Source organism: Exiguobacterium sp. J17977, assembly GCF_018616375.1.
Lineage (GTDB): Bacteria > Bacillota > Bacilli > Exiguobacteriales > Exiguobacteriaceae > Exiguobacterium > Exiguobacterium mexicanum.
The window spans coordinates 1-23,688 of the sequence record NZ_JAEQBB010000005.1 but is presented as its reverse complement, the minus strand read 5'-3'; the positions used below and the strand labels follow the sequence as shown (position 1 = coordinate 23,688).

27 protein-coding genes and 1 riboswitch are annotated in these 23,688 nt (G+C 53.2%); of the genes, 14 read left to right on the top strand and 13 right to left on the bottom strand.

All coding sequences use genetic code 11. The annotated features are described in order from the left end of the window. Positions 1 to 8 precede the first annotated feature (8 nt). Positions 9 to 1,298 (bottom strand): NCS2 family permease, encoded by a 1,290-nt coding sequence (locus KNO58_RS09955; protein WP_214753558.1) that lies wholly within the window; start codon positions 1,296 to 1,298, stop codon positions 9 to 11. A gap of 236 nt (positions 1,299 to 1,534) precedes the next feature. On the opposite strand from KNO58_RS09955, the gene KNO58_RS09950 reads away from it, so the two are divergent. The 5 genes from KNO58_RS09950 to KNO58_RS09935 all read left to right on the top strand — a co-directional run bounded on the left by KNO58_RS09950 (position 1,535) and on the right by KNO58_RS09935 (position 4,341). Then, on the top strand, positions 1,535 to 1,768 hold the full coding sequence (locus KNO58_RS09950) for a hypothetical protein (RefSeq protein ID WP_214753556.1): 234 nt from the start codon (positions 1,535 to 1,537) through the stop codon (positions 1,766 to 1,768). A gap of 11 nt (positions 1,769 to 1,779) precedes the next feature. Next, positions 1,780 to 2,739: a LacI family DNA-binding transcriptional regulator gene (locus KNO58_RS09945; protein ID WP_214753554.1), complete on the top strand. Its 960-nt coding sequence runs from the start codon at positions 1,780 to 1,782 to the stop codon at positions 2,737 to 2,739. A 67-nt stretch (positions 2,740 to 2,806) separates the two neighbouring features. Further along, on the top strand, positions 2,807 to 3,088 hold the full coding sequence (locus KNO58_RS09940) for a HesB/YadR/YfhF family protein (RefSeq protein ID WP_021068075.1): 282 nt from the start codon (positions 2,807 to 2,809) through the stop codon (positions 3,086 to 3,088). A gap of 94 nt (positions 3,089 to 3,182) precedes the next feature. After that, the gene (locus tag KNO58_RS15430; RefSeq protein WP_260570657.1) at positions 3,183 to 3,317 is read left to right on the top strand and encodes a hypothetical protein; all 135 of its coding nucleotides are present in this window, start codon (positions 3,183 to 3,185) and stop codon (positions 3,315 to 3,317) included. 94 nt (positions 3,318 to 3,411) lie between these two features. Further along, positions 3,412 to 4,341: a manganese-dependent inorganic pyrophosphatase gene (locus KNO58_RS09935; RefSeq protein WP_214753552.1), complete on the top strand. Its 930-nt coding sequence runs from the start codon at positions 3,412 to 3,414 to the stop codon at positions 4,339 to 4,341. A gap of 56 nt (positions 4,342 to 4,397) precedes the next feature. On the opposite strand, the gene KNO58_RS09930 is transcribed toward KNO58_RS09935, so the two are convergent. From KNO58_RS09930 to KNO58_RS09900, 7 genes are all read right to left on the bottom strand, one after another. Continuing rightward, positions 4,398 to 4,823, bottom strand: a complete 426-nt coding sequence (locus KNO58_RS09930; protein ID WP_214753550.1) for a GNAT family N-acetyltransferase — start codon at positions 4,821 to 4,823, stop codon at positions 4,398 to 4,400. A gap of 24 nt (positions 4,824 to 4,847) precedes the next feature. Next, complete coding sequence (locus KNO58_RS09925; RefSeq protein ID WP_214753548.1) at positions 4,848 to 5,639, bottom strand: ABC transporter permease; 792 nt, start codon at positions 5,637 to 5,639, stop codon at positions 4,848 to 4,850. Beyond that, positions 5,636 to 6,430, bottom strand: a complete 795-nt coding sequence (locus KNO58_RS09920; protein ID WP_214753546.1) for an ABC transporter permease — start codon at positions 6,428 to 6,430, stop codon at positions 5,636 to 5,638. Before KNO58_RS09920 ends, KNO58_RS09925 begins: the two co-directional genes overlap by 4 nt. Continuing rightward, positions 6,427 to 7,431, bottom strand: coding sequence for an ABC transporter ATP-binding protein (locus tag KNO58_RS09915; protein ID WP_214753544.1), 1,005 nt, complete (start codon positions 7,429 to 7,431; stop codon positions 6,427 to 6,429). Before KNO58_RS09915 ends, KNO58_RS09920 begins: the two co-directional genes overlap by 4 nt. Before the next feature lie 103 nt (positions 7,432 to 7,534). Beyond that, the gene (locus KNO58_RS09910; protein WP_214753542.1) at positions 7,535 to 8,665 is read right to left on the bottom strand and encodes a DUF418 domain-containing protein; all 1,131 of its coding nucleotides are present in this window, start codon (positions 8,663 to 8,665) and stop codon (positions 7,535 to 7,537) included. A 21-nt stretch (positions 8,666 to 8,686) separates the two neighbouring features. After that, on the bottom strand, positions 8,687 to 10,240 hold the full coding sequence (locus tag KNO58_RS09905) for an ABC-F family ATP-binding cassette domain-containing protein (protein ID WP_021068083.1): 1,554 nt from the start codon (positions 10,238 to 10,240) through the stop codon (positions 8,687 to 8,689). Positions 10,241 to 10,300: 60 nt separating this feature from the next. Next, entirely contained in the window at positions 10,301 to 10,909 is a 609-nt protein-coding gene (locus tag KNO58_RS09900) for an NAD(P)-dependent oxidoreductase (protein WP_214753540.1), read from the bottom strand. Positions 10,910 to 11,040: 131 nt separating this feature from the next. Continuing rightward, positions 11,041 to 11,142, top strand: a riboswitch (purine riboswitch). Positions 11,143 to 11,219: 77 nt separating this feature from the next. Here KNO58_RS09900 and KNO58_RS09895 point away from each other — a divergent pair. From KNO58_RS09895 to KNO58_RS09880, 4 genes are read left to right on the top strand one after another with little or no spacing between them, the layout of a single operon-like run. Next, positions 11,220 to 11,801, top strand: a complete 582-nt coding sequence (locus KNO58_RS09895) for a xanthine phosphoribosyltransferase (RefSeq protein ID WP_214753538.1) — start codon at positions 11,220 to 11,222, stop codon at positions 11,799 to 11,801. Next, positions 11,798 to 13,102 carry a nucleobase:cation symporter-2 family protein gene (locus KNO58_RS09890; RefSeq protein WP_214753536.1) on the top strand — a complete coding sequence of 435 codons (1,305 nt, stop codon included), beginning with the start codon at positions 11,798 to 11,800 and terminating at the stop codon, positions 13,100 to 13,102. Before KNO58_RS09895 ends, KNO58_RS09890 begins: the two co-directional genes overlap by 4 nt. Positions 13,103 to 13,136: 34 nt before the next feature. Next, complete coding sequence (locus tag KNO58_RS09885) at positions 13,137 to 13,784, top strand: NAD(P)H-binding protein (protein ID WP_214753534.1); 648 nt, start codon at positions 13,137 to 13,139, stop codon at positions 13,782 to 13,784. Beyond that, entirely contained in the window at positions 13,781 to 14,173 is a 393-nt protein-coding gene (locus tag KNO58_RS09880) for an RDD family protein (RefSeq protein ID WP_214753532.1), read from the top strand. Before KNO58_RS09885 ends, KNO58_RS09880 begins: the two co-directional genes overlap by 4 nt. Positions 14,174 to 14,194: 21 nt before the next feature. Here the strand turns inward: KNO58_RS09880 and KNO58_RS09875 are convergent, their stop codons facing one another. Then, positions 14,195 to 15,460 carry a purine/pyrimidine permease gene (locus KNO58_RS09875; protein WP_214753529.1) on the bottom strand — a complete coding sequence of 422 codons (1,266 nt, stop codon included), beginning with the start codon at positions 15,458 to 15,460 and terminating at the stop codon, positions 14,195 to 14,197. A 75-nt stretch (positions 15,461 to 15,535) separates the two neighbouring features. Between KNO58_RS09875 and KNO58_RS09870 the strand changes: the two genes are divergently transcribed. Beyond that, entirely contained in the window at positions 15,536 to 16,240 is a 705-nt protein-coding gene (locus KNO58_RS09870; protein ID WP_214753526.1) for an alpha/beta hydrolase, read from the top strand. Positions 16,241 to 16,270: 30 nt separating this feature from the next. Here the strand turns inward: KNO58_RS09870 and KNO58_RS09865 are convergent, their stop codons facing one another. The 3 genes from KNO58_RS09865 to KNO58_RS09855 form a co-directional block, all read right to left on the bottom strand. Continuing rightward, positions 16,271 to 17,452: an MFS transporter gene (locus tag KNO58_RS09865; protein ID WP_214753525.1), complete on the bottom strand. Its 1,182-nt coding sequence runs from the start codon at positions 17,450 to 17,452 to the stop codon at positions 16,271 to 16,273. Positions 17,453 to 17,569: 117 nt separating this feature from the next. Further along, positions 17,570 to 18,361 (bottom strand): endonuclease/exonuclease/phosphatase family protein, encoded by a 792-nt coding sequence (locus KNO58_RS09860; RefSeq protein ID WP_214753523.1) that lies wholly within the window; start codon positions 18,359 to 18,361, stop codon positions 17,570 to 17,572. Between the two features lie 52 nt (positions 18,362 to 18,413). Beyond that, entirely contained in the window at positions 18,414 to 20,042 is a 1,629-nt protein-coding gene (locus KNO58_RS09855) for a PTS transporter subunit IIBC (RefSeq protein WP_214718486.1), read from the bottom strand. A gap of 221 nt (positions 20,043 to 20,263) precedes the next feature. Between KNO58_RS09855 and KNO58_RS09850 the strand changes: the two genes are divergently transcribed. From KNO58_RS09850 to KNO58_RS09840, 3 genes are all read left to right on the top strand, one after another. After that, on the top strand, positions 20,264 to 21,028 hold the full coding sequence (locus KNO58_RS09850; protein WP_214753520.1) for a TrmH family RNA methyltransferase: 765 nt from the start codon (positions 20,264 to 20,266) through the stop codon (positions 21,026 to 21,028). A gap of 58 nt (positions 21,029 to 21,086) precedes the next feature. Beyond that, complete coding sequence (locus tag KNO58_RS09845) at positions 21,087 to 21,542, top strand: GNAT family N-acetyltransferase (RefSeq protein WP_021068095.1); 456 nt, start codon at positions 21,087 to 21,089, stop codon at positions 21,540 to 21,542. A 91-nt stretch (positions 21,543 to 21,633) separates the two neighbouring features. Further along, on the top strand, positions 21,634 to 22,122 hold the full coding sequence (locus KNO58_RS09840; RefSeq protein WP_214753518.1) for a hypothetical protein: 489 nt from the start codon (positions 21,634 to 21,636) through the stop codon (positions 22,120 to 22,122). 187 nt (positions 22,123 to 22,309) lie between these two features. Here the strand turns inward: KNO58_RS09840 and KNO58_RS09835 are convergent, their stop codons facing one another. Beyond that, entirely contained in the window at positions 22,310 to 22,819 is a 510-nt protein-coding gene (locus KNO58_RS09835) for a hypothetical protein (RefSeq protein ID WP_058765452.1), read from the bottom strand. Positions 22,820 to 22,934: 115 nt separating this feature from the next. Between KNO58_RS09835 and KNO58_RS09830 the strand changes: the two genes are divergently transcribed. Continuing rightward, complete coding sequence (locus tag KNO58_RS09830; RefSeq protein ID WP_214753516.1) at positions 22,935 to 23,591, top strand: TVP38/TMEM64 family protein; 657 nt, start codon at positions 22,935 to 22,937, stop codon at positions 23,589 to 23,591. The last annotated feature ends 97 nt before the right edge of the window (positions 23,592 to 23,688 follow it).

Here is a 23,688-nt window from a genome sequence, read left to right as displayed (position 1 = left end):
AATCTAACTTATAAGAAAAACATTTCCAAGATGAATAGCGCGCCGAACAAGTAGATGAGCGGGTGGACCGTCTCTTTGTTCATCGCTTTAAAGATCGGATACAGGATGAACCCGAAGGCGATCCCACGTTCGATACTACCCGAGAGCGGCATGATGAGAATTGTCATGAACGCCGGGAAGTATTCGCTGAAGTCTGTCCAGTCGATATAGCGGACGTTCGTTAACATGAGCGCGCCGACGATGATGAGCGCCGGCGCCGTGATGGCGGCGACACCAGAGATGGCACCGATGAGCGGGCTGAAGAACAACGTCAGTCCGAACAAACCGGCCACGACCGCTGTCGTGAGACCGGTCCGTCCGCCTTGGGCGACACCGGCAGCTGATTCAATGTAGGCCGTCGACGGGCTCGTCCCGACGAGCGAGCCACCCATCGTCGCGAGCGAATCGGCGAACAAGGCACGGTGCCCGTTCTCGATCGTCCCATCCGCTTTCAACAGGTTGGCCTGTTTTCCGACACCGACGAGCGTTCCCGTCGTATCGAACAATGTGACGAGGAAGAACGACAAGACCGCACCGAACAAGCCGTATTGGATGACGTCCGAGAACGCCGTGAGCGGGTTGACCATGAGTCCTTCCGGCAACGTCGGCATCGCCGTCACGCCTTCAATTTTTAAGAGACCCATGAAGAAGGCCGCGATGCCCGTGAGCACCATCCCGATGAGGAGCGAGCCCGGGACGTTCCGGGAGAACAAGAGCGCCGAGACGATCAAGCCGCCGAGGACGAGCAGGACGCTTGGCGACGATAAGTCTCCGAGACGGACAAGGTTCGCTTCATCGGCGACGATGAGGCCTGACAACTTCAAACCGAGCGAAGCGATGAACAAGCCGATTCCGGTCGTGATGGCGTGCTTGAGCGACGCCGGGATGGCTTGAATCAGTTTCGTCCGAATCGGTGACAGCGACAAAATCAAGAAGAAGACCGACGAGACGAAGACGACGCCGAGCGCGGCCGACGGCGCGATCTGTTGCTGGGCGACGAGCGTATACGCGAAGAATGCGTTCAGTCCCATCCCTGGTGCGACGGCAATCGGAAGGTTGGCGTAAAACGCCATGAGCCCCGTACCGATCAAGATGGCGATGATTGTCGCCGTGAACGCTTGCGCGAACGGGATACCGGCGTCTGACAGAATCGCCGGGTTGACGACAGAGATGTAAGCCATCGTCACGAACGTTGTGATGCCGGCCATCACTTCTTGTTTAACGTTCGTTCCATGTTGTTTCAATTGAAATAAGTTCATGAGTAGGACTCCCTGTGATTAGTAATTTCCGAACAATATCGTTCGACAATCGTCGAATTAACGTTATCAACTTGATGACTATACAAAATGAGTCGGCTGTCGTCAATGATTTTGAGTGAAAAAACTTTAAATATTCTCATGTAAGCGTTGAATGTTCGGAAATAGATGAAATAAAAATAGTGCTTGCTCTGAAACGCGTTTCAGACTGTACGGTTAAGTCAAAGGAGGGAAAGCTCATGAATCCGACAACGTGGAAGACATGGTGTAGTGGGATCGTCTACGAACTCGTCATCAATCAGTTGTATACGCCGCTCGGAAGAATGTTGTGCGCCCGTTTCCAAGACGAGTTTCTTCATCTACCCGTCGAAGAACGGTTTCGTCTCGTCCAAGCCATCCGGAAACAAGTGATTGCGAAAGGTGACAGTGAGGAGTCAGAGTGGGTACACTATATGCAAAGACTGACAGATTGAGGTGAAACGGGATGGCGAACATTCGAGATATCGCGAAATATGCGGACGTATCCGTGACGACGGTGTCGCGCGTGCTCAATGAGCACCCATACGTGTCGAAAGAGAAACGCGAACGGGTGCGACAGGCGATGGCCGAGCTCGGCTATTTACGGAATCAGCAGGCGCTGACGTTATCGACCGGTCGCACGCAACGCTTTGTCGTCGTCTTGCCGTATTTAGATCATCCGTATTATGGACTGTTCGTCAACGGGCTCGCGAAAGCTGCCCTCCCAAAAGATTACCGACTCGTCATGTGGCAGACAGAGTATCAACTCGACCAAGAGCGGCAAGCACTTGATTTATTGAAGCACCGTGAAGTCGATGGGGCGATTCTGTTATCGCATACGATGTCATTCGATGAGATGGAAACGTATCGACAGTTTGCTCCGATCGCGGTCGCGACCGTCGGGGCGCCGCAGACGATTTCTTCGGTCCACGTCGATCATTACACCGCGTTCGTCGCCGGTTTGCGCGTGTTGATGCAAGCCGGATATAACGAGATCGGCATCGTGTTGTCACGACAAGACAGTCCAAGCTCAATCGCGCGTCAGCAGGCGTACTTCGATGAAGTCGAACTTGCGCGTGAGCGATGGGTCTGGACCGGCTACTTGACGAGTGAGGACGGAATCGGACTGGCCGATGCGTTTCTGCGTCAACAAGAGCGTCCTCGAGCGCTCTTTTTCTCGTCCGATTATGTGGCGCTCGGTTTTTTAGGGGAATTACGCCGTCGCGGCGTCAGCATCCCGGGTGAAGTCGCCATCCTGGGCTTCGATGGTCATCCGATCGGTCAGGCATTCGGTCTGTCGACAATGCACTCGCCAAATGAAGACATCGGCCGGACGCTGTTCGACGTGACGTTTGATGAAATGAACGGTGCAGCTTCGGTCACAAACAGTTTAACGGTCACGTATTTGCCGGGGACGACACTCTAGGCAACTTCCTCGCTCGTCTTTTCTGAAACGATTAGAATGGAGACAGAAGTCGAGAGGAGGATGACAGATGAAGATTAACGTGACAGAAGAAGCACTCCAATTTTTTAAAGATGAGATGGAAGTCGAGGCTGGCCAGACGGTGCGTTTATTCGCCAAATATGGGGGTTCGACCGATTTGACGCACGGTTTCTCAGTGGGTGTCATCACAGAAGATATCGACAACGCGGCGGTCGAAACGGAAGCGGACGGGATTCGCTTCGTCGTGGCTGAACAGGATGAATGGTTGTTCCAAGGACAAGACGTTAACGTCGAGATTCGAGGCGACGAGGTCGTATTCGTTCAAGCGTGACATCACAGTTTGTTAACAGAAAGAATACATCCGTTTGAAGCCATCCAGCTCGGGGAACAGTCTACGACATGACAAAACCGAAAGGATGAGACAGATGTCAGACAAAGACAAACGTGAACAAGAAGAACAAGAGAAGTTGAAACGAGATCAACCGGATATTTCGCACGAAGAAGATTCGAAGGGTGACCATTCGGACCTCGAAGAGACGGATGAAGACGAACAAGCATAAGAGCCCTCGAGGCTCTTTTTGTTTGGCAATTGAAAGAATAAGGATAGACGGTATAATGGATAAGGGAAAACTATCATAGTGAGGAGAATGTATGATGAGTACAGTACTAGTCTTTGGACATAAAAATCCAGACACGGATACGATTTGTTCGGCGCTCGCTTACGCAGAGCTCAAGAAAAAGTTAGGGATGGACGCTGAGGCGATCCGTCTCGGTGAAGTGAACGGGGAGACGCAATATGCGCTCGACCACTTCCGCGTCAAGGCACCACGCCTCGTGGAACGCGTATCAGACGAAGCGAACTCGGTCATCTTGGTCGACCATAACGAGTTCCAACAAAGTGCGGAAGACATCGCGGACGTACGCATCCTCGAAGTCGTCGATCACCACCGCATCGCCAACTTCCAAACAGCGGATGCCCTCTACTATCGGGCGGAGCCGGTCGGATGCACGGCGACGATTTTGCTCAAACTCTATAAAGAGCACGGTGTCGAAATCGCGCCTGACATGGCAGGATTGATGCTATCGGCGATCATCTCGGACTCGCTCTTGTTTAAGTCACCGACATGCACGGACGAGGACATCAAAGCGGCAAAAGAACTCGCAGCTATCTCTGGTACAGACATCGAGACGTACGGTCTCGAGATGTTGAAAGCCGGAGCGGACCTTAGCCAAAAGACGATCCCAGAACTCATCTCGCTCGACGCGAAAGAGTTTGCGATGGGCGACTACCGCATCGAGATTGCTCAAGTGAACACGGTCGACGCGAACGATGTGTTGAGCCGTAAAGCTGAAGTCGAAGCGGCGATGGCCGTGAAGATGTTAGACAAAGAACTCGATTTGTTTGTCTTCGCCATTACGAACATCTTGACGAACGATTCGGAGGCACTCGTTGTCGGTAAGAAGACTGACCTATTCGAACAGGCGTTCAACGTCAAATTGGTCGATGGTCTTGCGACACTCCCTGGTGTCGTCTCACGTAAAAAGCAAATCGTACCGGTGCTCACAGCAGCGGCGACGAACTAAGAAACGAAAAAGGCATGGAGCAGATTCATCTGCTTCGTGCCTTTTTTGATATTCGATTAGACAGCGAGCGACTTCTTCAAGTAATACTGCTGGTGCTCTGGTGTCGGATGGCCGTGAATCACACCGACGACCTCATAGCCGAGGGCGATGTAAAATTCAGGTGCCTGAAAACTGAACGTGTCGAGTTGAATCAGTCTGCAGGCTTGCTCGATAGCCAATTGCTCGATGTCACGCATCAATTGTTTTCCATATCCTAACCCGCGAATGCTCGCATCGAGCCATAAAAAGTTGACGTGCAGCGTCCGCCAAAAGATGGTCCCCGTTACACCACCGACGATGTCTTCATCCTCATTTCTTAAGATAAAACTGACTTGTTGAACGGGGTGTTTGATTTCTTCGGGAAGTTGAGCTGAATTGTATTCAATCAATCGCTGTCGAATCCATTCACTATCTTCCTGATTCCACTGTTTTGTGATATTCATGTCATCCTTCCTTTCTCCATTGAGTTAAGACCCTGTACTGGCGAACGCCCGGAGCCCGAATAGCCAAAAACGATAGGCGAGGATGAGACTCAACGCCGCGACGATCGGTGTTGCCAATGCAAACAGCGTGAAGCCGCGTCCCTCGAAAAAGTACATGGCCGGATAGAATGCGGTGAACCCGAATGGGATGATATACGTTAACACGAACATGATGACTTTTGAGTAAATCGTCATCGGATAGCGAGCAAAGTCGCTCAAACTGAAGACGGCGAAGACGACCGGCAGACTGTCAATCATCCAAAACGAGAACGTCGCGAAAAACAGATTGACCGCGATGTAAATCATGCCGCTCGCGAGCACCATGACAAAGAGGACAAAAAGGTCCATGACACTCCATACCATGCCGAGTTCGTTCGAGGCGAGCCAGAGGACGCTCCCGCCAATCAACAGTTGACCGAAGCCGTCCTGTTGCACCCGCTCGGCGATGATTTGAAACAGCGGATTGACCGGGCGCATGAGAATCCGGTCCAAGTTTCCCGTCCGAATGTACTGCCAGCCAATCGTCCATAAGTTATCGAAAAAGATATGGTGGATGGCCCGGCCTAGAAAGGCGATGCCGTAGATGAATAAGATTTCATAAAAGCCCCAGCCGTTGAGCGACTCGATATGACGAAACACGATTGATAAAAAGAAGAGGGCGGCGAACTGTTGACCGAAGACGGACAAGACCCCAATCAAGAAGTCCATCCGGTATTCCATCATCACTTTGAAATGATTTTTGGCATATAACCAATATAGTTTTGCGTATCGTTTCATCCTCCGAACACCGTCACTTTCCGAACCGCATAGGCGAACAATAGACGCACGAAGATGAAGAACGCCGCGACCCATCCAAGTTGGATGAGGATGGATGGCCAAATGCCGGATGCTGCGATTTCACCCGTATAAATGGCGACCGGGACGTAGACGAGCGATGCGAACGGCAAGTAAAGGCTGACCGTTTGAAACCAGTCCGGGAAGAGCGTCAACGGCACGAGTGCGCCCGACATGATGGTGATGACGGCTTCCTGCAGGACGGACAGTCCCCAAACGTTGACCGTATAAAACGATAACACCCCGACGAGCAAGTCGATTAGCGTCGCCAGCAACACCGCGAGTATGACACTGACGGCGAAAGCGGACGCGGCCTCAATCGACGTCGGCGGATCGACACCGATGAATACCATCGCGATGACGAGGAGCGGCAACGTCGCCCGAAAGAACGTCGATGTCTTGGCACCGAGATCTTGAGCGAGCAATTTATCGAGCAAGTGATACGGGCGCAACAACTCGATGGCGACACCGCCATGTTTAATCAGATGGGCGAGCTCACGGCCGGCGCTGCCGCGGAACTGATCGAGCATCGTCGCGAGGATGGCATACGTCAACATCGTCGAAAGTGCGATCCCCGAGACGTCCGTCTTATTCTCATAGACGGCCTGCCAAAAGAAATAAAGGATGAACAAGCGCATCGTCACCGAGAACATACTGGCCCAATACCAGGCGGCATACGCCATGTCGACTTTGATTTGCGACACGGCGAGCGCGATATATTTACGAATCCTCATGCACTCACTCCGCTCTTATATAGATTCCGGATGAGCGCCTCCATTTTCGGCACGACGACGGACAGGTCTTTCACTTGATTGCAGTTGACGATTTCACGAATCAGTTGTCCGCTCGAAATCTCATGGTGGTTGAAGGCGAGCTGAATCGTCTCATCTTCTGTCTCGAGTCGCATGACGCGTCCTGTCACAGCCGGAGGCAACTCGAACGTGCTTCCTTCGTCGAGGGTGATTTCAAGCGTACGCTCGTTGTTGAACGTCTGCTTGAGCGTCTCGATGCGGTCGTCATAGATGATTCGCCCTTCATCGAGCACGATGACCCGGTCACACACTTCCTCGATGTCTTGCATGTCATGTGTCGTCAAGATGACGGTCGTCCCCCAAGCATCGCTAATCTCACGGATGAACGCCCGAATCGTCTCTTTGATGTCGATATCGAGACCGATTGTCGGTTCGTCCAAATAGACGACGCGCGGACGATGTAAGAAGGCGGCGGCGAGCTCGCAGCGCATCTTTTGTCCGAGCGACAACTGACGGACCGGGACGTCGAGCAGCGACTCGAGTTGCAATCGTTCGATGAACCAGGCGACTGTCTCTTGAAATTCGTCACGCGGTACTTCATAAATCTCGCAAAGCAAGTCGAACGATTCCCGAACCGGGATGTCCCAGAACAGTTGCGTCCGCTGACCAAACACGGCCCCGATTTGCCGAGCATTTTTGATTCGTTCTTCATGCGGATCGATTCCATAGACGTGAACCGAGCCGGCATCAGGACGCAACACGCCAGCCAGCATTTTAATCGTTGTCGATTTCCCGGCACCGTTAAACCCGATATAGCCGACGCGTTCGCCGGGTGCAATCGAGAGGTCGATGCCTTTGACGGCCTCTTTGATACGATATTTTCGGGTGAAGAGGGCTTTGATGGCGCCTTTTAGTCCGGCATCGCGTTCCATGATTTTATATTGTTTGACGAGGCCTTTCACCTCGATGGCTAACTGTGACATACGTTCCTCCTTGTTCATGCAAGCGTTTTCCTCAATTAGGATAGCATGAGTTTCTGGGATTTCCTACCTGCACAAAAAAAGACCGAACGAAATCGTTCGGCCTTTAAGCGGTATCCTTATTTTTTTGAAGTCCATACGTTCCGATGCGCCATACTTTTTCGAACGGGCCGTATCGATGCGATTTCAGCCACCACATCGAGAAGAACGCTTGGGCAATCAAAATCGCGATACTTAAGAACAATCCTTCCGTCAACGACAGGCGACCGTAGTAGCCGAGGGCGATGACCGGGAGGACGACGACGAGGGTGTGCGTCAAATAGTTCGTCAGTGCCATGCGGCCGAGCGCCTGCAACGGACGGAATGCGCGCCCGTTGCGGACGGCAATCGTGAACAGACAGACGTACGCCGTCGCGAGCAGTTTGCCGGAGACGAGGACGGCGGCAGAATTTGTCGCCGAATATTCGGCACCGTCACCGTAATGGTGCCAAAGGATGATTGCAAAGAACGGAAGGGCCGCTACTACACAGATGATGGCCGTCCGTGTCAACCCTCGGATGCTCCACGTGAGGAGCTTCCGTTCCCGTCCGATATACAGGCCGAATAAGAACAGGCTAAAGATTTCAAAACCGGCGAACAACGAATTTTGGAACATGTCAAAAATCTCATTATCCAAGCGATAGTCGAACCAAGGTCCGAATCCGGAATTGAATGCGGTCGGGAACGGTCCTGCAATAGACGTATAGCCTAATGCCCATTCTAGATAGATTGATGAGCCATAAAACAGTACAAAGCTTGTGATCAACAAGCCCCATGCCCACGTTAAAATCGCCCGGTTACTCAATCCATAAAACAACGGGAGCAACAAGCCCCACATCGCATACGTATGTAAGATGTCACCCGACCAAATGGCCAGGTGAACGAGTCCGAAGAGAAACAAGATGACGATGCGGCGGATATAACGGGCGACCGAATCCCCGCGCGCATATGAGCGCTCGAGGAAAATCGAGAAGCCGATTCCGAACAAGAGCGAGAAAATCGTGTAAAACTTTGTCTGGACGAACAAATCGAACAGTGTGCGGACGAAGAGGTCGCTTCCTTCATACATCGGATTACCGAAAATCCAGTCGCTCCCGAGCATGCTTGGGATGTTGACGAGGAAGATGCCGCACAGGGCAAACCCTCGAATGATGTCATACAGAACGATGCGTTCGTTTACTTGAATCGGGCCAGCCATACGCCACTTCCTCTACACGGATTAGAATACTTTTGTCGTCCACGATTCACAGTTCCAGACGTCGGTGACGATGTCTTGATAGAACTCCGGTTCGTGACTGATGAGTAGGATACTGCCTTTATATTCTTTCAACGCACGTTTCAACTCTTCCTTCGCGTCGACGTCCAAGTGATTCGTCGGCTCATCGAGGAGGAGCAAGTTCGATTCGTTGTTTTGGAGTTTACAGAGACGGACCTTCGCCTTCTCTCCACCACTGAGCACTGCGATTTTACTCTCGATATGCTTCGTCATGAGACCGCATTTCGCGAGCATGGCCCGGACTTGTTGCTGGTTGAGTGATGGGAACTCGCTCCAAATCTCTTCGATACACGTGTTGTTGCTGACGGCCGCTTCTTGTTCAAAGTACCCGATCTCCAAGAACTCACCGCGTTCGACGGTTCCTTCAAGCGGGTTGATCATGCCAAGAAGGCTCTTCAACAGTGTCGTCTTCCCGATCCCGTTCGCACCGACGAGGGCGATTTTCTGACCGCGCTCCATTTGGAGGTCGAGTGGGCGTGAGAGCGGCTCATCATAACCGATGACGAGATTTTTGGCGTCAAAGATGAGACGACCTGACGTGCGTGCCTGCAAGAACCGGAACTCTGGTTTCGGACGCTCTGCGCTCAGTTCGATGACGTCCATCTTATCGAGTTTCTTCTGGCGCGACATCGCCATGTTCCGCGTCGAAACGCGTGCCTTGTTGCGGGCGACGAAGTCTTTCAAGTCGGCGATTTCAGCCTGCTGGCGTTTATAAGCCGATTCGAGCTGCGAGCGTTTCATCTCGTACACTTCCATGAACTTGTCGTAGTCCCCGACATAGCGTGACAAGTCTTGGTTCTCCATATGGTAAACCAAGTTGATGACGCTGTTTAAGAACGGGATATCGTGCGAAATCAAGATGAAGGCGTTGTCGTAGTTTTGGAGATAACGCTTCAACCACTCGATGTGGGCCTCGTCCAAATAGTTGGTCGGCTCATCGAGGAGAAGGATATCCGGTTTCTCGAGAAGCAATTTCGCGAGCAATACTTTCGTCCGCTGACCACCTGAGAGGTCCGTGACGTCACGGTCGAGTCCGACATCTAAAATACCGAGACCGCGAGCTACTTCTTCGACTTTCGCATCGATGATATAGAAGTCGTTCGAATCGAGCATCTCCTGCAGTTCGCCGACTTCGGCGAGCATGTCGTCCATCTGTTCCGGCGTCGCATCGCCCATTTCCATGTAGAGCTCACCGATGCGTGTCTCGGTGTCAATCAAGTATTGGAACGCGCTCTTTAACACGTCTCGAATCGTCATCCCTCGCTCAAGGACTGCGTGCTGGTCGAGGTAACCGACACGGACGTTTTTCGCCCACTCGATTTTGCCTTCGTCCGGCTGGAGCTTACGTGTGATGATGTTCATGAACGTAGATTTTCCTTCACCGTTCGCTCCGATGAGGCCGATGTGTTCACCTTTCAATAGACGGAAAGACACGTCATTCAAAATGGCGCGGTCACCGAAACCGTGGCTCAAGTTTTGTACTGTTAATATACTCATATTTCTTATTCGTTCCCTTCAAAGTTGACTATCCGATATTGTAGCATGGATTCAAAAAAATTAGTACGCCAGTCCGACCGATTGGCGGATGAAGAGTTGGTCTTCAACGGCGTTCAGCATGAACTGGGCGACATCGGCCCGTGAAATCTGTTTCCCGTTGTCTGGAATGCTGTCGACGGAGGTGCGATACGCTGACGTCCGAGGACCGTCCGTCAATTGCATCGGCCGCACAATCGTGTAATCGAACGACGAGTTGCGCCATAAATCGACCGCGGCCCGGTGATCACGGAGCGGTTTCCGAAGCATGAACGTGACGACCGTGCCGGCGATACCTGGAATCTCTTTGTCGATTCCGGCCGACGCGAGATAGACGACCCGATTGATGGCGTTTGCTTTCAGTGCCGGGACGAGCGCATCGGTGACGCGGGCCAAGAAGTCCGAATCGCTCAAGTCGGTTCCGAGACAGCTGATGACGGCGTCATGACCAGCGAGTGCGTTCGTCAGTGCGGCGCTGTCTGTGACGTCGCCTTCGATGATTTCAAGTTGCGGGGTCGGAATCAATTTTTTCTGTTCCCGTACGAAAGCGGTGACATGATGACCATGCTCGATGGCTTGATCGACAAACTGATGACCGGTCCGACCGGTGGCACCTAAAACGAATAGCTTCATAATGGATGTGGCTCCTCTCGTTTTTCCAGTATCTTTAGTATACAGCAGTTTCAGAAAAATCGAACTTTTAGCCGTCTTTTCCAAAACGGGTTGCAATTTATAAAATATCGTCTAGAATAAGTCCTATCTTATATAACTAAAAGATTCGCACTCGTATATCCGTGAGAATATGGCTCACAAGTCTCTACCGAACCACCGTAAATGGTTCGACTACGGGTGACGCTTGTCGTGTGCATTCGTTTTGTTTCCATGCGGTTCGTCGTCCCCGGGTTGGGGTGACGAATCGCATTTTTTTATTGGAGGGAAAACAATGAAGCAGTTAGAAGACAAAATCAGAGATGAAGGACAAGCGTTGTCCGAACACGTATTGAAAGTCGATGCCTTCTTGAACCATCAAGTCGATCCGGTCTTAATGCTAGCCATCGGACGCGAGTTCGCAGACCGATTCCGTGACGCGGGAATTGACCGCATCGTCACATTGGAATCGAGTGGAATCGCTCCGGCGATGATGACGGCACTTGAGATGAACATCCCGTTCGTTTTCGCCCGTAAACGTAAATCACTCACGCTCCAAGACGATCTCGTTGAAGCGGACGTCTATTCGTTCACGAAACAAGAGACGAACCGCATCAGTTTGAGCCGACGCTTCGTCCAACACGGGGAGCGCGTGCTCGTCATCGATGACTTCCTTGCCAACGGGGAAGCTGCTCTCGGTTTGACGCAGCTCGTCGAATCCGCCGGGGCGGTCGTCGCCGGTGTCGGCATCGTCATCGAGAAGTCGTTCCAACCGGGACGGGGCAAGTTGCTCGAGCGAGGCTATCAAGTCGAATCACTCGCCCGGATCGCAAAGCTTGAAGCGGGTGAGATCTCCTTCGTGGAGGTGGTCCGATGAATACGTTTAAGACAGCCAGCCTTGGTTTTCAACACTTACTCGCCATGTACACGGGCGCGGCTATCGTCCCGCTCATCGTCGGGGGTGCCATCGGACTCGGTCCGACAGAACTCGCGTATCTCGTCGCCATTGATTTATTCATGTGTGGTGTTGCGACGTTGTTACAAGTATGGACGACTCGTTTTACCGGCGTTGGTCTCCCGGTCGTGCTCGGTTGTACGTTCACCGCGGTCGGTCCGATGATTGCCATCGGTAGCTCGAGCGGAATCACCGCCATCTATGGGGCGCTCATCGCGAGCGGAATCATCGTCATCTTGATTTCAGGTTTTGTCGGAAAACTGGCCCGCTTCTTCCCGCCGGTCGTGCTCGGCTCAGTCGTGACGATTATCGGTCTATCGCTCATCCCGGTCGCCATCAATGATATCGGCGGAGGGATGCCAGGTGAGCCTGGTTTCGCCTCGATGCAAAACTTGGCGCTCGGTGGTTTGACCATCGGTTTGATTCTCGTCTTGAACCGAATCGGTACCGTGTTCACGCGAGCGGCCGCCGTCTTGTTTGCGGTCTTGATCGGTACAGGTGTCGCCGCATTCCTCGGTCTCGTCGATTTCAGCCCGGTCCGTGAGGCCGGTTGGTTCCAAATGGTACAACCGTTCTACTTCGGGATGCCGACGTTTGATATCTCGGCCATCCTCGTCATGACGCTCGTGGCCATCATCTCGATGATTGAATCGACGGGTGTCTTCTTGGCACTGAGCGATATTACGAAAAAACCGATTGGCTCAAACGAGTTGACGAAAGGGTATCGGGCCGAAGGGGTCGCGACGATTCTCGGCGGGATTTTCAACAGCTTCCCGTATACGACATTCAGTCAGAATGTCGGACTTGTGCAATTGTCAGGCGTCAAATCGCGTCGCGTCATCTTCTGGACGAGCGGTTTATTGATTTTGCTCGGCTTCTTGCCGAAAGTCGCGACGTTCACGACATTGATTCCGAAACCGGTTCTCGGTGGGGCGATGCTCGTCATGTTCGGCACGGTCGCGGCTTCAGGGATTCGGATTTTGAGCCAAGTCGATTTTGCGAAAAATGAGAACTTGATTACAATCGCCTTGTCGATCGGTGTCGGACTCGGCATCACGGCCAATCCGGCCATCGTCGCCAACATGCCAGAGGCGGTGCAGTTGTTTACGGACAGTGCCATTGTCGCCGGATCGTTCACCGCGCTTCTGTTGAACGGGTTCTTCCGACTCGTCGACCGGTTTCGTCCGGCCGAGGTCGTTGCCGATAACCGGCAAGTCAGCTAGACTGAAAGGAACTACGTAACTAGGGGGAACAAGCATGGGGAAAACTGCACTTGTCGTTGGCGCCACTGGATTGATTGGACGTGAACTCGTCGAACAGTTGCTCGAACAAGAACGGTATGATCAAGTTTGGATGATCGTCCGCCGCTCGAAACGATGGAGTCATCCGAAACTACATGAAGTCGTCGGGTTTGAAGGGATGGACGAGGTGTTGCCACACATTGATGACGTCTACTGTGCACTCGGGACGACGATTGCCGTCGCCGGTTCACGTCAGGCGTTCAAACATGTCGATCTCGACTTGCCGCTCGAAGTGGCGCGCGTCGCGAAGCGACACGGGGCGACACGTTATGCCGTCGTCTCGGCACAAGGCGCGTCACTTCGGTCACCGTTCTTCTACAACCGCGTGAAAGGTGAGCTCGAGAACGGGCTTAAAGTGTTCGGCTTCGAACACTTGATTATCGCCCGACCGTCGCTCTTGCTCGGGGACCGTGAGGAGTTCCGTCTCGGCGAGAAGACGGCCGAAGTTGTCAGCCGTCCGCTCCAACCGTTCTTGCTCGACAAACTCCCAGACGCCGCACCGATTCAAGCGCTTCATGTGGCGCGTGCCTTGATTATGGCCGCCGAAGAAGGACAAGGCATCGAAGTGTTGACGTCTGGTATGATGCAGAGGATGAGCCAATGAAGCGACTGACGAAAAAACGGACGAAAGCCGTATTGATTGATAGCGTCATCGCTGGATTGGTCAGTTACGGCGTCGAACAGCTCGTCCGTAAAAAAGTGAAGAGCGAGTTCGTCCATACCGTCATCACACCGACGCTCGTCGCCTATGCGCTCGAGGCGTGTCAGATGCGTCGCGGCGGACAGACGCTCGGCTATAAACTGATGGGTCTTGAGTTGAAAAACGACGACGGGACACCTGTCACAGCCGAGCAGGCGTTCAAACGAGCACTGCACCGCGATACGATTTCGATTGCTGCCTACGTCAAGGACCGTGCGCACTTCGAGGCCGAAGATGGTGCCGTCTTGCCGCACGATGCAGCGTTCCATATGCACGTAACCGAAAAAAACTGACCTCGCGCGAGGTCAGTTTTTTTAGTCGTGGATGCGGCTAAGGATGGCCGTCGTCAAGGCGACGATTGTTCCGAGGACGAGTCCGTTCGAGAACACGGTCGCCAAGAGTGGCGGCAAATCGTTCATTGCTCCAGGCGGGAGCAACATCGCGCCGGCTCCGATGACGAGCGGGAGCCCGACAGTGAGTGACGCCGTCTTTTGATTCAATTCGAACGCCGCCTCGTTAATCCCGATGATAATCATCGTCGCGATGAGCGGGGTGACGATGGCGTATCCGACGGCGGCCGGGATGCTCGCGATGAGCGAGACGAACGGACCGATGAGGGCGAGCACCATCATCACAGCATGGGCCACGAGATGGGGTGAGCGATGGACGCTCTCCGTCGAAGATAAGAAACCAGCCGTTCCAGAGATGGCGACCGGTCCCGGTGTCCCGAACATGCCCGCCACCATCTGACTGATGCCACTGACGACGCCGGACGCCGGGACGTTGCCTTCGATTTGACGCTTCTCGCGCGAGCTGACGATACGCTCAATCAATTTGATATTGGCAAGGACGTTCGTCATGAGCAGGAGCGTAATGACGAACGCAGTCGGGAGCAAGTTCCAATCCCACACCCACGTTCCGAACGGGAACAGTTCAGGGACGAGGAAGAATGACTCGGAACGGACGATCGGGTTGCCGAGTCCGAGCAAGTTGAACAACCAAAATCCGGCGATGAGCGTCATGACGAGTCCATACTGTTTGAACCGGCTACGCTCGAGCGTGAGCGCGAACAACACGAGACCGGCCGTCGCGACGGCTTGAACGATATTGATACCGTCCTCGGTCACGCCAAAGCCGCCTTTGATGACGGCACCCGACAGTTGCAGGACGAGTAGTATCATATAGACCCCGAGAACTTGTGGGGTGAACAACGACAGCATCCGTCGCAACAGGCCGGTGACGGTCATGATCACACCGAGTACACCGCTCAAGAACAGCATGAACCCGAGTGCCTGGAGCGTCTCTTGTCCGCTTCCATAAAGCGCTGGACCGATGGAGGCGTAGAGCGTGAACACGCCCCACCAAATCCCGGCCGGTCCTTCGAGAATCGGCAGACGGTGTCCGAGCAGTGTCTGGATGATGCTGAACAGTGCGAAGACGAACAGTGAACGTGAGATGAACGTCATCGTCTCGGCCGGCGACAGTTCGAATAAGGCAGCGATGGAGAGCGGTGGTACAATGTTTGTAGCTAAAATAAAAATAAACCACTGAATCGTCGTGGTTACAGAACTTTTGGTCATGGTGTCCCCCTGGTATTTCCCTTTTTTACTACTAGTGTACCGTGACGGGGAAGTGGATGCAAATGGAGGTATATAATGAAGAAAAAACTGAAGTGGATTGGCCTTGGCCTATTAGGGGTCATCTTGGTCGCCATCATCGGCTTCCTCGTGTGGACGCAACTGACGTACGGACCGACGGAAGAAGCGCGCGGTTACGCGGCTGAGGCGACGGAAGTGGACAATCGTCTCGAGTTTGGGCAGACCGACAGCGAGGTTGGTGTCATCCTGTATCCGGGAGCGAAAGTCGAGAAAGAGGCGTACGCCTATTATGGAGCAAGGTTAGCGGAAGAAGGAATCTTCGTCGCCATCCCATCGTTGCGCTTGAATCTCGGGATAGCCGATATCGATGCCGCAGATGCCATCATCGCCGCCCATCCAGACATCGAGCGTTGGGTCGTCGGGGGGCATTCACTCGGCGGTTCGGCCGCGTCCGGTTACGCGCTCGAACACGAGGAACAAGTCGAGGGCGTCATCTTCCTCGCGTCGTACCCAATCAGTACGATGGCGGATAGCAATCTGCGTGTCTTGTCCGTCTCTGGGGAAATCGACGGTCTGGCCACACCGGCTGATATCGAAGCGAGCCGTGACAACGTCCCGAATGACGCCGTCTTCCATCAGATTAAGGACGGCAATCACGCCAATTTTGGGATGTACGGACCGCAGGATGGGGATAACGACAGCCCGCTCAGCGCCAAAGAGCAACAAGACGAGACGATCGACCAAATCATCGATTGGTTATGAAAACAGCGTGCCCGACGTGGGCACGCTGTTTTAACGTTGGTCGAGCTTATAACTGACGGTGGTTAACAATGCCGTCAAGAGTGCTACGGCTCCCCCGACGAGGGCGAGCGTCATGACGGGTGCGTTCGCATAGACGAGCCCGCCGAGCGCTGAGCCCATACCGATGCCGACGTTGCTCGCGACCGGCATGAGCGATGAAGCCAGGCCTTTGGCGTCCGGATTGAACTTCTCGGCCAAGTCGATCAAATAGATTTGCGTCGATGTCGTCAGTAGAATCGCCATGAACGACATGAACGCGATATTGATCAGGCCGAGCGTCACGTTCGACGTCGTCACATACAACGCCGCCAAGACGAGCGCTTGAATGAGGAAGACGTATCGGAGCCGACCGATCGGATTGTGACTGGCGATTTTACCGGCCGCCATATTGCTGAAGATGGAGATGAACCCGTAAGCGAACAGGATTGGACTGATCCATGCGATAGGGACGCCGAGCACACTTTTCAAAATCGGGACGAGGTACGTATAGACGACGTACGTCGCGCCGAAGCCGAACGCCGGGATGAAGAACGCGATTAAAATTCGCGGGTTCGTCAAGAGGCGCAATTGATCGGCAATCGACGTCTTGGTGCTCGTTAATTGACTCGGGACGACGCGATAGACGGCGAAGAGCGCGATGACACCTAAGGCGGTCGTCAACAGGAACGTCGTTTCCCATCCGGTCCGTTGGCCGATGAACGTACCGAGCGGGACGCCGAATACGTTCGCCATCGTAAAGCCACCGAAAATGAACGAGACGGCAATCCCGCGCTTCCCGGTCGGTACCGATTCACTGGCGACGAGCATGGCGAGCGAGATGAGCACGCCCGTCACGACGGCGGTCATCATCCGGAGCACGAGCAAGATCCCGTACGTCGGAGCGAGACTGCTGAATAGGTTGAAGACGATGAACAGAGCGGTGAGCACGAGCATCAGTTTTCGTTTCGGTAAATGGCTCGTCAATGACATCGTCAGTGGCGTGCCGATGGCGAACGTGATGGCGAATGCCGAGACGAGCGTTCCGGCCGTGGCAATCGAAATCGATAGACCGTCGGCGATATCAGGCAAAATCCCGACGATGACAAATTCACTCGTCCCGAGCACAAACGTGAGCAGGGCGAGTGATAAAATAAGCGTCCAGTCGGTCCGACTGAGCGTTGAAGAAGTCGTCAAAAGAAATCACTACTTTCAAAAAAGAATGGTCGTTAGACATCAGTCGTTTCCAACCATACCGAATTTTCGTCAAAAGCAAAACCCTTTTCTCTCACATTGTGAAAGAAAAGGGTCTGATTAGCGCCAGAATGCCGTCGCTTCGACACCGGCATGGTCGGAGACGATCGGACCGTTCTCGCCGTCAAAGACGACGGCATGGCGTGAGACGTGAATCGGGGCGTTTGTCAGCATCAAGTCGATGCGAAGCGCCTGCTTGTTCTCGTCCCAGCCGGCAATCTTGCCTTGGACGGTCGCATCACCTTCACGCTCGGTCGCCAAATGGAACAAGTCTTGGAGGCCGTGCTCGATCAAGTAGTCGTACCCTTCGCCACGGATGAACGCGTCGTTATTGAAGTCACCGAGCAACAAAGCACGGTCGTCGTCCTCGACGCGGCGCAACAGTTCATCGAGCTGATGGCGCACCGGTTCGTCGGCATCATGCCACCAACCGAGGTGACACGAGTAAATTGCCGTCGGTGCGTCCATGCCGTCCACGATCGCCTTGACGATTTTCCGAGATTTGTAATCGTTCGGGTCGGTCGTCTGGGAGACGAAGAACGATTCGGTCGACACGAACGGGGTGCGCGACAAAATGGCGACGCCTTCCTCGTAGATGTCATAGCCGTAATGGGCGAAGTCCCATGTCATGTAGTAATCGACGCCTTGCTCTTTCAAACGCTCGACGAGCACATAGGCGAAGTTGTTCTCTCGAATCAAGCCGTCGATGAGCGGGGCTTCTTTATGTTGATTCACTTCTTGGAGTGCGATGATGTCATATTCCTCGCTCGCGATTCGTTCGACAATCGAGTCGATTTTCTCTTGTTGACGGTCCTCTAACCAGGCGTGACAGTTCAGCGTTAAAATATTCACGGTAGTCCTCCTTTAGAAAAAACAGGCCAACTCGTACGAGCTGGCCTGTTGATTATGCACCGATGACGTCTTGAATATCTGACTTCAATACGTCGGCTTTCGGGCCGTAGATTGCTTGGACACCGCGGTCTTTTAAGATAAGACCCATGGCGCCGTTCTTTTTCCATTCGCTCTCTTCTGAGACGAGCGACATGTCTTTGACTGTGACACGGAGACGCGTCATGCAGGCATCGACGTCCTCGATGTTCTCTTCCCCACCGAGTAGAGCGATAATCCCCATGACCTGCTCGTTGCCGGTCACGTTCGATTTCTCAGTTGTTTCTTCCATATAGTTCCCGTTACGGCCAGGCGTCGGAAGGTTCATCTTCTTGATGAAGAAGTTGAACACACCGAAGTTCAAGAAGAAGAAGACGGCCGACACGAGGAAGAAGTTAATCAAATCTTGGAGCAACCCTGCTTTGACAATCATCGGGATGCGTGTGAGCAATTCAATCGCACCGAACGCGTGGACACGAAGATCGATGACATCCGCTAAAGCGAAGGCGGCACCGGCCATGAGCGCGTAGACGACGTAAAGGACTGGCGCGACGAACATGAACATGAATTCGATTGGTTCTGTGACACCCGTCAAGAAGACGGCGAGACCAGCCGACAAGAACATCGGTTTGTATTGTGCTTTCTTGTCTTCGTCAACGTTGCGGTACATCGCATAAGCGGCACCGATCAAGGCAGCGAACGACAAGATGACTTGACCGACTTTGAAGCGGGCCGGTACGACGTCAGCGAGCAAGGCGTTGTAAGCGGCTGTATCACCAGCGGCGCGAAGGTTAACGAGGTCTGTGACCCAAGCCAACCAGAGCGGATCTTGACCCGCAACGACCGAACCGGCTGTCGCACCTGTCAAAATCGTGTACGTGCCACCGAGCTCCGTGTAGTTCATCGGTACGGTGAGCATGTGATGCAAACCGAACGGCAAGAGGAGACGCTCGAGCGCACCGTAGATGAACGGCGCGAGGACTGGTGCCGTGTTGCGTGATGTGGCAATCCATTCACCGAAGCTATTGAGCGCGCCTTGAATCGTCGGCCAAATGATCGACAAGGCGATGGCGGCAACGACCGAACCGAGAATGACGACGAATGGGACGAAGCGCTTCCCGTTGAAGAACGAGAGGGCGTTCGGCAATTTGTTGAAGTTATAGAACTTGTTATAAAGGGCTCCACCAAGGAAACCGGCGATAATCCCGACGAACACGCCCATGTTGAGAGCTGGTGAACCGAGTACAGATGTGAAGTAGTCGGCGACGACAAGGTCAGCTCCGAAGAGAGACTGGACAGTCGCTTCCGGGTCTTGGAGCATTGCTCCGTTGACGCCGAAGATGGCACCTGTGACACGGTTAATCAAGATAAAGGCAATCAGTGCAGCGAAGGCACCGCCGGCTTTATCTTTCGCCCACGAGCCACCGATGGCGACTGCGAACAAGATATGTAAGTTGACGATGATTCCCCAACCGAGATCTTCAATGATGCGAGCCGTCGTGAGCAAGATGCTGACGTCTCCGGCTGACATGCCAATCAATTTACCGATCGAGATCATGAGACCCGCGGCCGGCATGACGGCGATGACGACCATTAAGGCCTTGCCGAGTTTCTGCCAAAAGTCGAACGAGATGAGTTGTTTCATGTGATACGCTTCCTTCCTATGCGGAACTTTTTATCTGTCTATGGCGACTGTCAATGCAATCGCTTGCATAGATGATTGTAATCGATTGCATAACTTTGTGCAACCGTTTTCCTAATTTTCATAGATTTTCATAATCGAACCCAATTTGACTCGTTCCTCCATTAGCTTGTCAGTCGGAACGAATCTCGCTACAATACTAGAGGTTGAAAGGGGCGAGAACGATGGGATGGAGACAGACGACATCGGCATTATCAAAAGAAGAGCAGGCGACCATGCTTGAGGAGTTGTTGCAGTCGGGCCTTTTATTAGAAGAAGACCGACTGCTATATAGCATGTTGATGCCAGACCGTGTCAAACGGATGCAGGAAGTGTTGGATTTACGGACGAACCATATCACGATTTTGACGGAAGGGGTCGATGACCCACACAATCAGTCGGCCGTGCTCCGGTCGGCGGACGCGTTCGGTGTCCAGACATTGCACGTCGTCGAAGGACGAGCCAAGTTCAAACCGAACTCGATTATTGCCAAGAGCGCTGATCGTTGGGTCGACGTGGTCGAACACCCTTCCATCGAGGACGCAATCGATCGGTTGAAGGCCGACGGTTATCAAGTGCTCGCGACGGCACTCAGTGAAGAGGCGGTCCCGCTCGAGGACATCGACGTCTCGAAACCGACCGTGCTCTTATTCGGGAATGAACATCACGGCGTATCGGAACGGGCGCTCGCCAAAGCGGACGGCAATTATTTGATTCCGATGCAAGGCTACGTCCAAAGCTTGAACATCTCGGTCGCTGCCGCCATCTCGTTATACGATGTGACGACGCGGGCGCGCCACGTCGTGACGGACGGCTATGGACTGAAGGCAGAAGACAAACAGCGCATCTTAAAAAATTGGATGGTGAAGAGTCTTCCGAAGCGGTCACTCGGCGTATATAAGCAAAAAGGTTTGACCGCTTTTGCGCGCGAGACAGGAAAAACGGAGTAAACGGCGAAAGGTACAGGCGTACGAGCAACTTGTCCATATACTGAAAGGGGATGGAAAGATGAGTACGACCAGTTCATTTATCGTGAAAGATGTGACAACGAATTTCAAAGACTATGAAGAGGAATTCTTTAACCTGTATCGGACGTTATACGGGGACATCGATCAACTGCGTTTTAAAGAACGGCTGTATCGCCATGCCAACCCGCTCGTGTTGCTCGCATTCTCAGACGAGCGTCTCGTCGGCTTCAAAATCGGTTATGAGGCCGAGCCGTATCGCTTCTATAGCTGGGCCGGCGGCGTCCACCCTGAGTTTCAAAAGCATGGGATTGGCCGCAAGCTGATGGACACGCAACTCGAGTGGGTGAAAGCACAAGGGTTCCATTCGATTCGAACGAAAGCGCGCAACACGAACAAAGGGGTCATCATTTTGAATCTGTTGTGTGGCTACGACATCATGGGGGCGTACACAGAGGATAACGAGCCTCGAATCATGATGGAGAAACAATTGAACTGACCGCTGAAGCCGTGGCGCATGCCACGGTTTTTTTATTGTCTTGAAACCAAATGGGACTGCGTCCGTATTTATAGGAAAAGGGGGCAACATCATGGTCCATACGTTTGCATTTGGAGAAGAGGTTTACATCGATTCGACGGGGATGGGGGATTCGTTTTTTAGTGGGGCGCCGATCATTTTCCCGATTTTCTTTTTCTTGATTATCGGTATTATCGTGTTCGCTGTAATTGGGGGCATCGGTAAGCAAGTGAAGACGAACAGTCTCTTGAAAGACATGCAACAATTCGCGTCAGACCTGGCCGACCATCCGAGTGACGAGTCGGCCAACCGGCTCGCCGACTACTTGCGGGATGTGACATCGTTCCCGGTCGAACGGACACAGATGGAGCCGTTCCGGGTCGCACTCGGCAGTTATCATTTGGTCATGGAGTCGCCGCACGTACACGACGAGACGAAAGAGCGGATTGACCGCCAATATAAACGGCTCGGTATTTTGGACGGGGAGAAGTTCGCCGACGAGCCGGCACCGCGCCGCCGTTCAAGCTCGCATCATCAGGACCATCATAATCACCACATGTGAAAAACGCGCCAGGGAATGTTCCCCGGCGCGTTTTCGGCGCACTTGAATCGTGTCTGGTTAGGAACGAGTGACAAGTAAAGGTGTCATCGGTCATCGGTAATTGGTTGGTCCATGGCCGTATGCTCATCCTAGACGTAGGAACAAGTGATGGCGCCAATCCTTGACCCGGAGTCTCACCGGGCCAAGGTCACATGTAACGACTCGGGTCAAAGTCAATCTCCGTGCGATAGTTGGCCGCGTTGATGGCGTTTGAGATGCGGTTCGCCCGCTTCTCGACGTCTATCGCTTTCAAGCGATATAGCTCCGGATCGTAGAGTGCATGCTTGATGACGGCAGTTCCTTCACCAAAACCGTATTGAAACTCGCGCTTCGGACGCTCGGATAGTTCTTGATACATGCGGGCCTGAGCACGTAGTTGAATCGCGAACTCAATGGCCTCGACGAGCGGGAGTGGCCCGTCGTGCGTCTCGATTACCGTCTTCAAGTTCGCCTCATAAACGAGACGATCGAGACAACGCATATCTCGACGAATCGACTCGAGTTCGACTTCGATATCCTCGAGTGAGCGCGATTGAATCGTCGGGAGCGGCTCGTCTTTCTCGAGTTCGATGAACGCGACGCGCTCGACTTCTTCTAACAATTTATCAATCTGCTTATGGAGCAGGCTCTTCAGTTTGATGGCATCTGCCAAGTACATAGGGATTCCTCCTTCTGCTTTTTCTAACCGTACCATAATGTGACTCCTAAAAAAAGGAAGGCGTTACTTTTTCGAGACGAGGCGATATGATGAAAGAAAGAGAGGAGGGCGACCGATGAACAAGTGGAAAACGCAGTGGATTATTGCCATCGTCTTGGTCGTGTTCGGGACGGCGATGTTCCTCTATCAATGGATTGATTTGCGACCGGCGGAGATTCGGGATTATATCGTTCAATTCGGATGGCTCGCCCCGCTCGTCTATATCATCTTGTTCACGTTCCGTCCGCTCATCCTCTTCCCGACGTCCGTCTTGTCCGTCGCCGGCGGCTTGGCGTTCGGGACGTTCGCCGGCGTTGTCTATACGGTCATCGGGGCTACACTCAGCGCGCTCGTCGCGTATTACGTGGCAATCCGCTTTGGTGACCGCTTTTTGCATCATTTCGAAGCGAGTAGCTATGAGAAACTCCAACATAAAATCGAAGAGGACGGGTTCTTCTATGTGTTGATCTTACGCCTAATCCCGCTCGTCAACTTTGACTTGGTCAGTTATGCCTCCGGGCTGGCGAAAGTGCGACTACCGGCTTACGTGCTCGCGACGACGGTCGGCATGATTCCGGGAGCGTTCGCCAACAACTTTCTCGGCAGCAGTCTCGCGAGCGGGGATGTGAAGATGGTCTTGCTCGCCCTCGCGGTTTTAATCGTGTTGACGCTCGTCGCGACCGTGTTTCGTGAACCGATTAAACGACAACTTAATCGTTATAAAAAGAAGTAGGCGCCGATGAGCGCCTACTTCTTCAGCTTGTTGACTAACATCAATAGAATCGCTCGTCCTTCCGGCGCCCACGCTTTCCGCAGGCAATCCCGGAGCC

Excerpts from the sequence above, each read along its gene's own strand:
- KNO58_RS09955 (WP_214753558.1), bottom strand. The coding sequence starts at position 1,298 with ATGAACTTATTTCAATTGAAACAACATGGAACGAACGTTAAACAAGAA.
- KNO58_RS09950 (WP_214753556.1), top strand. The coding sequence starts at position 1,535 with ATGAATCCGACAACGTGGAAGACATGGTGTAGTGGGATCGTCTACGAA.
- KNO58_RS09945 (WP_214753554.1), top strand. The coding sequence starts at position 1,780 with ATGGCGAACATTCGAGATATCGCGAAATATGCGGACGTATCCGTGACG.
- KNO58_RS09940 (WP_021068075.1), top strand. The coding sequence starts at position 2,807 with ATGAAGATTAACGTGACAGAAGAAGCACTCCAATTTTTTAAAGATGAG.
- KNO58_RS15430 (WP_260570657.1), top strand. The coding sequence starts at position 3,183 with ATGTCAGACAAAGACAAACGTGAACAAGAAGAACAAGAGAAGTTGAAA.
- KNO58_RS09935 (WP_214753552.1), top strand. The coding sequence starts at position 3,412 with ATGAGTACAGTACTAGTCTTTGGACATAAAAATCCAGACACGGATACG.
- KNO58_RS09930 (WP_214753550.1), bottom strand. The coding sequence starts at position 4,823 with ATGAATATCACAAAACAGTGGAATCAGGAAGATAGTGAATGGATTCGA.
- KNO58_RS09925 (WP_214753548.1), bottom strand. The coding sequence starts at position 5,639 with ATGAAACGATACGCAAAACTATATTGGTTATATGCCAAAAATCATTTC.
- KNO58_RS09920 (WP_214753546.1), bottom strand. The coding sequence starts at position 6,430 with ATGAGGATTCGTAAATATATCGCGCTCGCCGTGTCGCAAATCAAAGTC.
- KNO58_RS09915 (WP_214753544.1), bottom strand. The coding sequence starts at position 7,431 with ATGTCACAGTTAGCCATCGAGGTGAAAGGCCTCGTCAAACAATATAAA.
- KNO58_RS09910 (WP_214753542.1), bottom strand. The coding sequence starts at position 8,665 with ATGGCTGGCCCGATTCAAGTAAACGAACGCATCGTTCTGTATGACATC.
- KNO58_RS09905 (WP_021068083.1), bottom strand. The coding sequence starts at position 10,240 with ATGAGTATATTAACAGTACAAAACTTGAGCCACGGTTTCGGTGACCGC.
- KNO58_RS09900 (WP_214753540.1), bottom strand. The coding sequence starts at position 10,909 with ATGAAGCTATTCGTTTTAGGTGCCACCGGTCGGACCGGTCATCAGTTT.
- KNO58_RS09895 (WP_214753538.1), top strand. The coding sequence starts at position 11,220 with ATGAAGCAGTTAGAAGACAAAATCAGAGATGAAGGACAAGCGTTGTCC.
- KNO58_RS09890 (WP_214753536.1), top strand. The coding sequence starts at position 11,798 with ATGAATACGTTTAAGACAGCCAGCCTTGGTTTTCAACACTTACTCGCC.
- KNO58_RS09885 (WP_214753534.1), top strand. The coding sequence starts at position 13,137 with ATGGGGAAAACTGCACTTGTCGTTGGCGCCACTGGATTGATTGGACGT.
- KNO58_RS09880 (WP_214753532.1), top strand. The coding sequence starts at position 13,781 with ATGAAGCGACTGACGAAAAAACGGACGAAAGCCGTATTGATTGATAGC.
- KNO58_RS09875 (WP_214753529.1), bottom strand. The coding sequence starts at position 15,460 with ATGACCAAAAGTTCTGTAACCACGACGATTCAGTGGTTTATTTTTATT.
- KNO58_RS09870 (WP_214753526.1), top strand. The coding sequence starts at position 15,536 with ATGAAGAAAAAACTGAAGTGGATTGGCCTTGGCCTATTAGGGGTCATC.
- KNO58_RS09855 (WP_214718486.1), bottom strand. The coding sequence starts at position 20,042 with ATGAAACAACTCATCTCGTTCGACTTTTGGCAGAAACTCGGCAAGGCC.
- KNO58_RS09850 (WP_214753520.1), top strand. The coding sequence starts at position 20,264 with ATGGGATGGAGACAGACGACATCGGCATTATCAAAAGAAGAGCAGGCG.
- KNO58_RS09845 (WP_021068095.1), top strand. The coding sequence starts at position 21,087 with ATGAGTACGACCAGTTCATTTATCGTGAAAGATGTGACAACGAATTTC.
- KNO58_RS09840 (WP_214753518.1), top strand. The coding sequence starts at position 21,634 with ATGGTCCATACGTTTGCATTTGGAGAAGAGGTTTACATCGATTCGACG.
- KNO58_RS09835 (WP_058765452.1), bottom strand. The coding sequence starts at position 22,819 with ATGTACTTGGCAGATGCCATCAAACTGAAGAGCCTGCTCCATAAGCAG.
- KNO58_RS09830 (WP_214753516.1), top strand. The coding sequence starts at position 22,935 with ATGAACAAGTGGAAAACGCAGTGGATTATTGCCATCGTCTTGGTCGTG.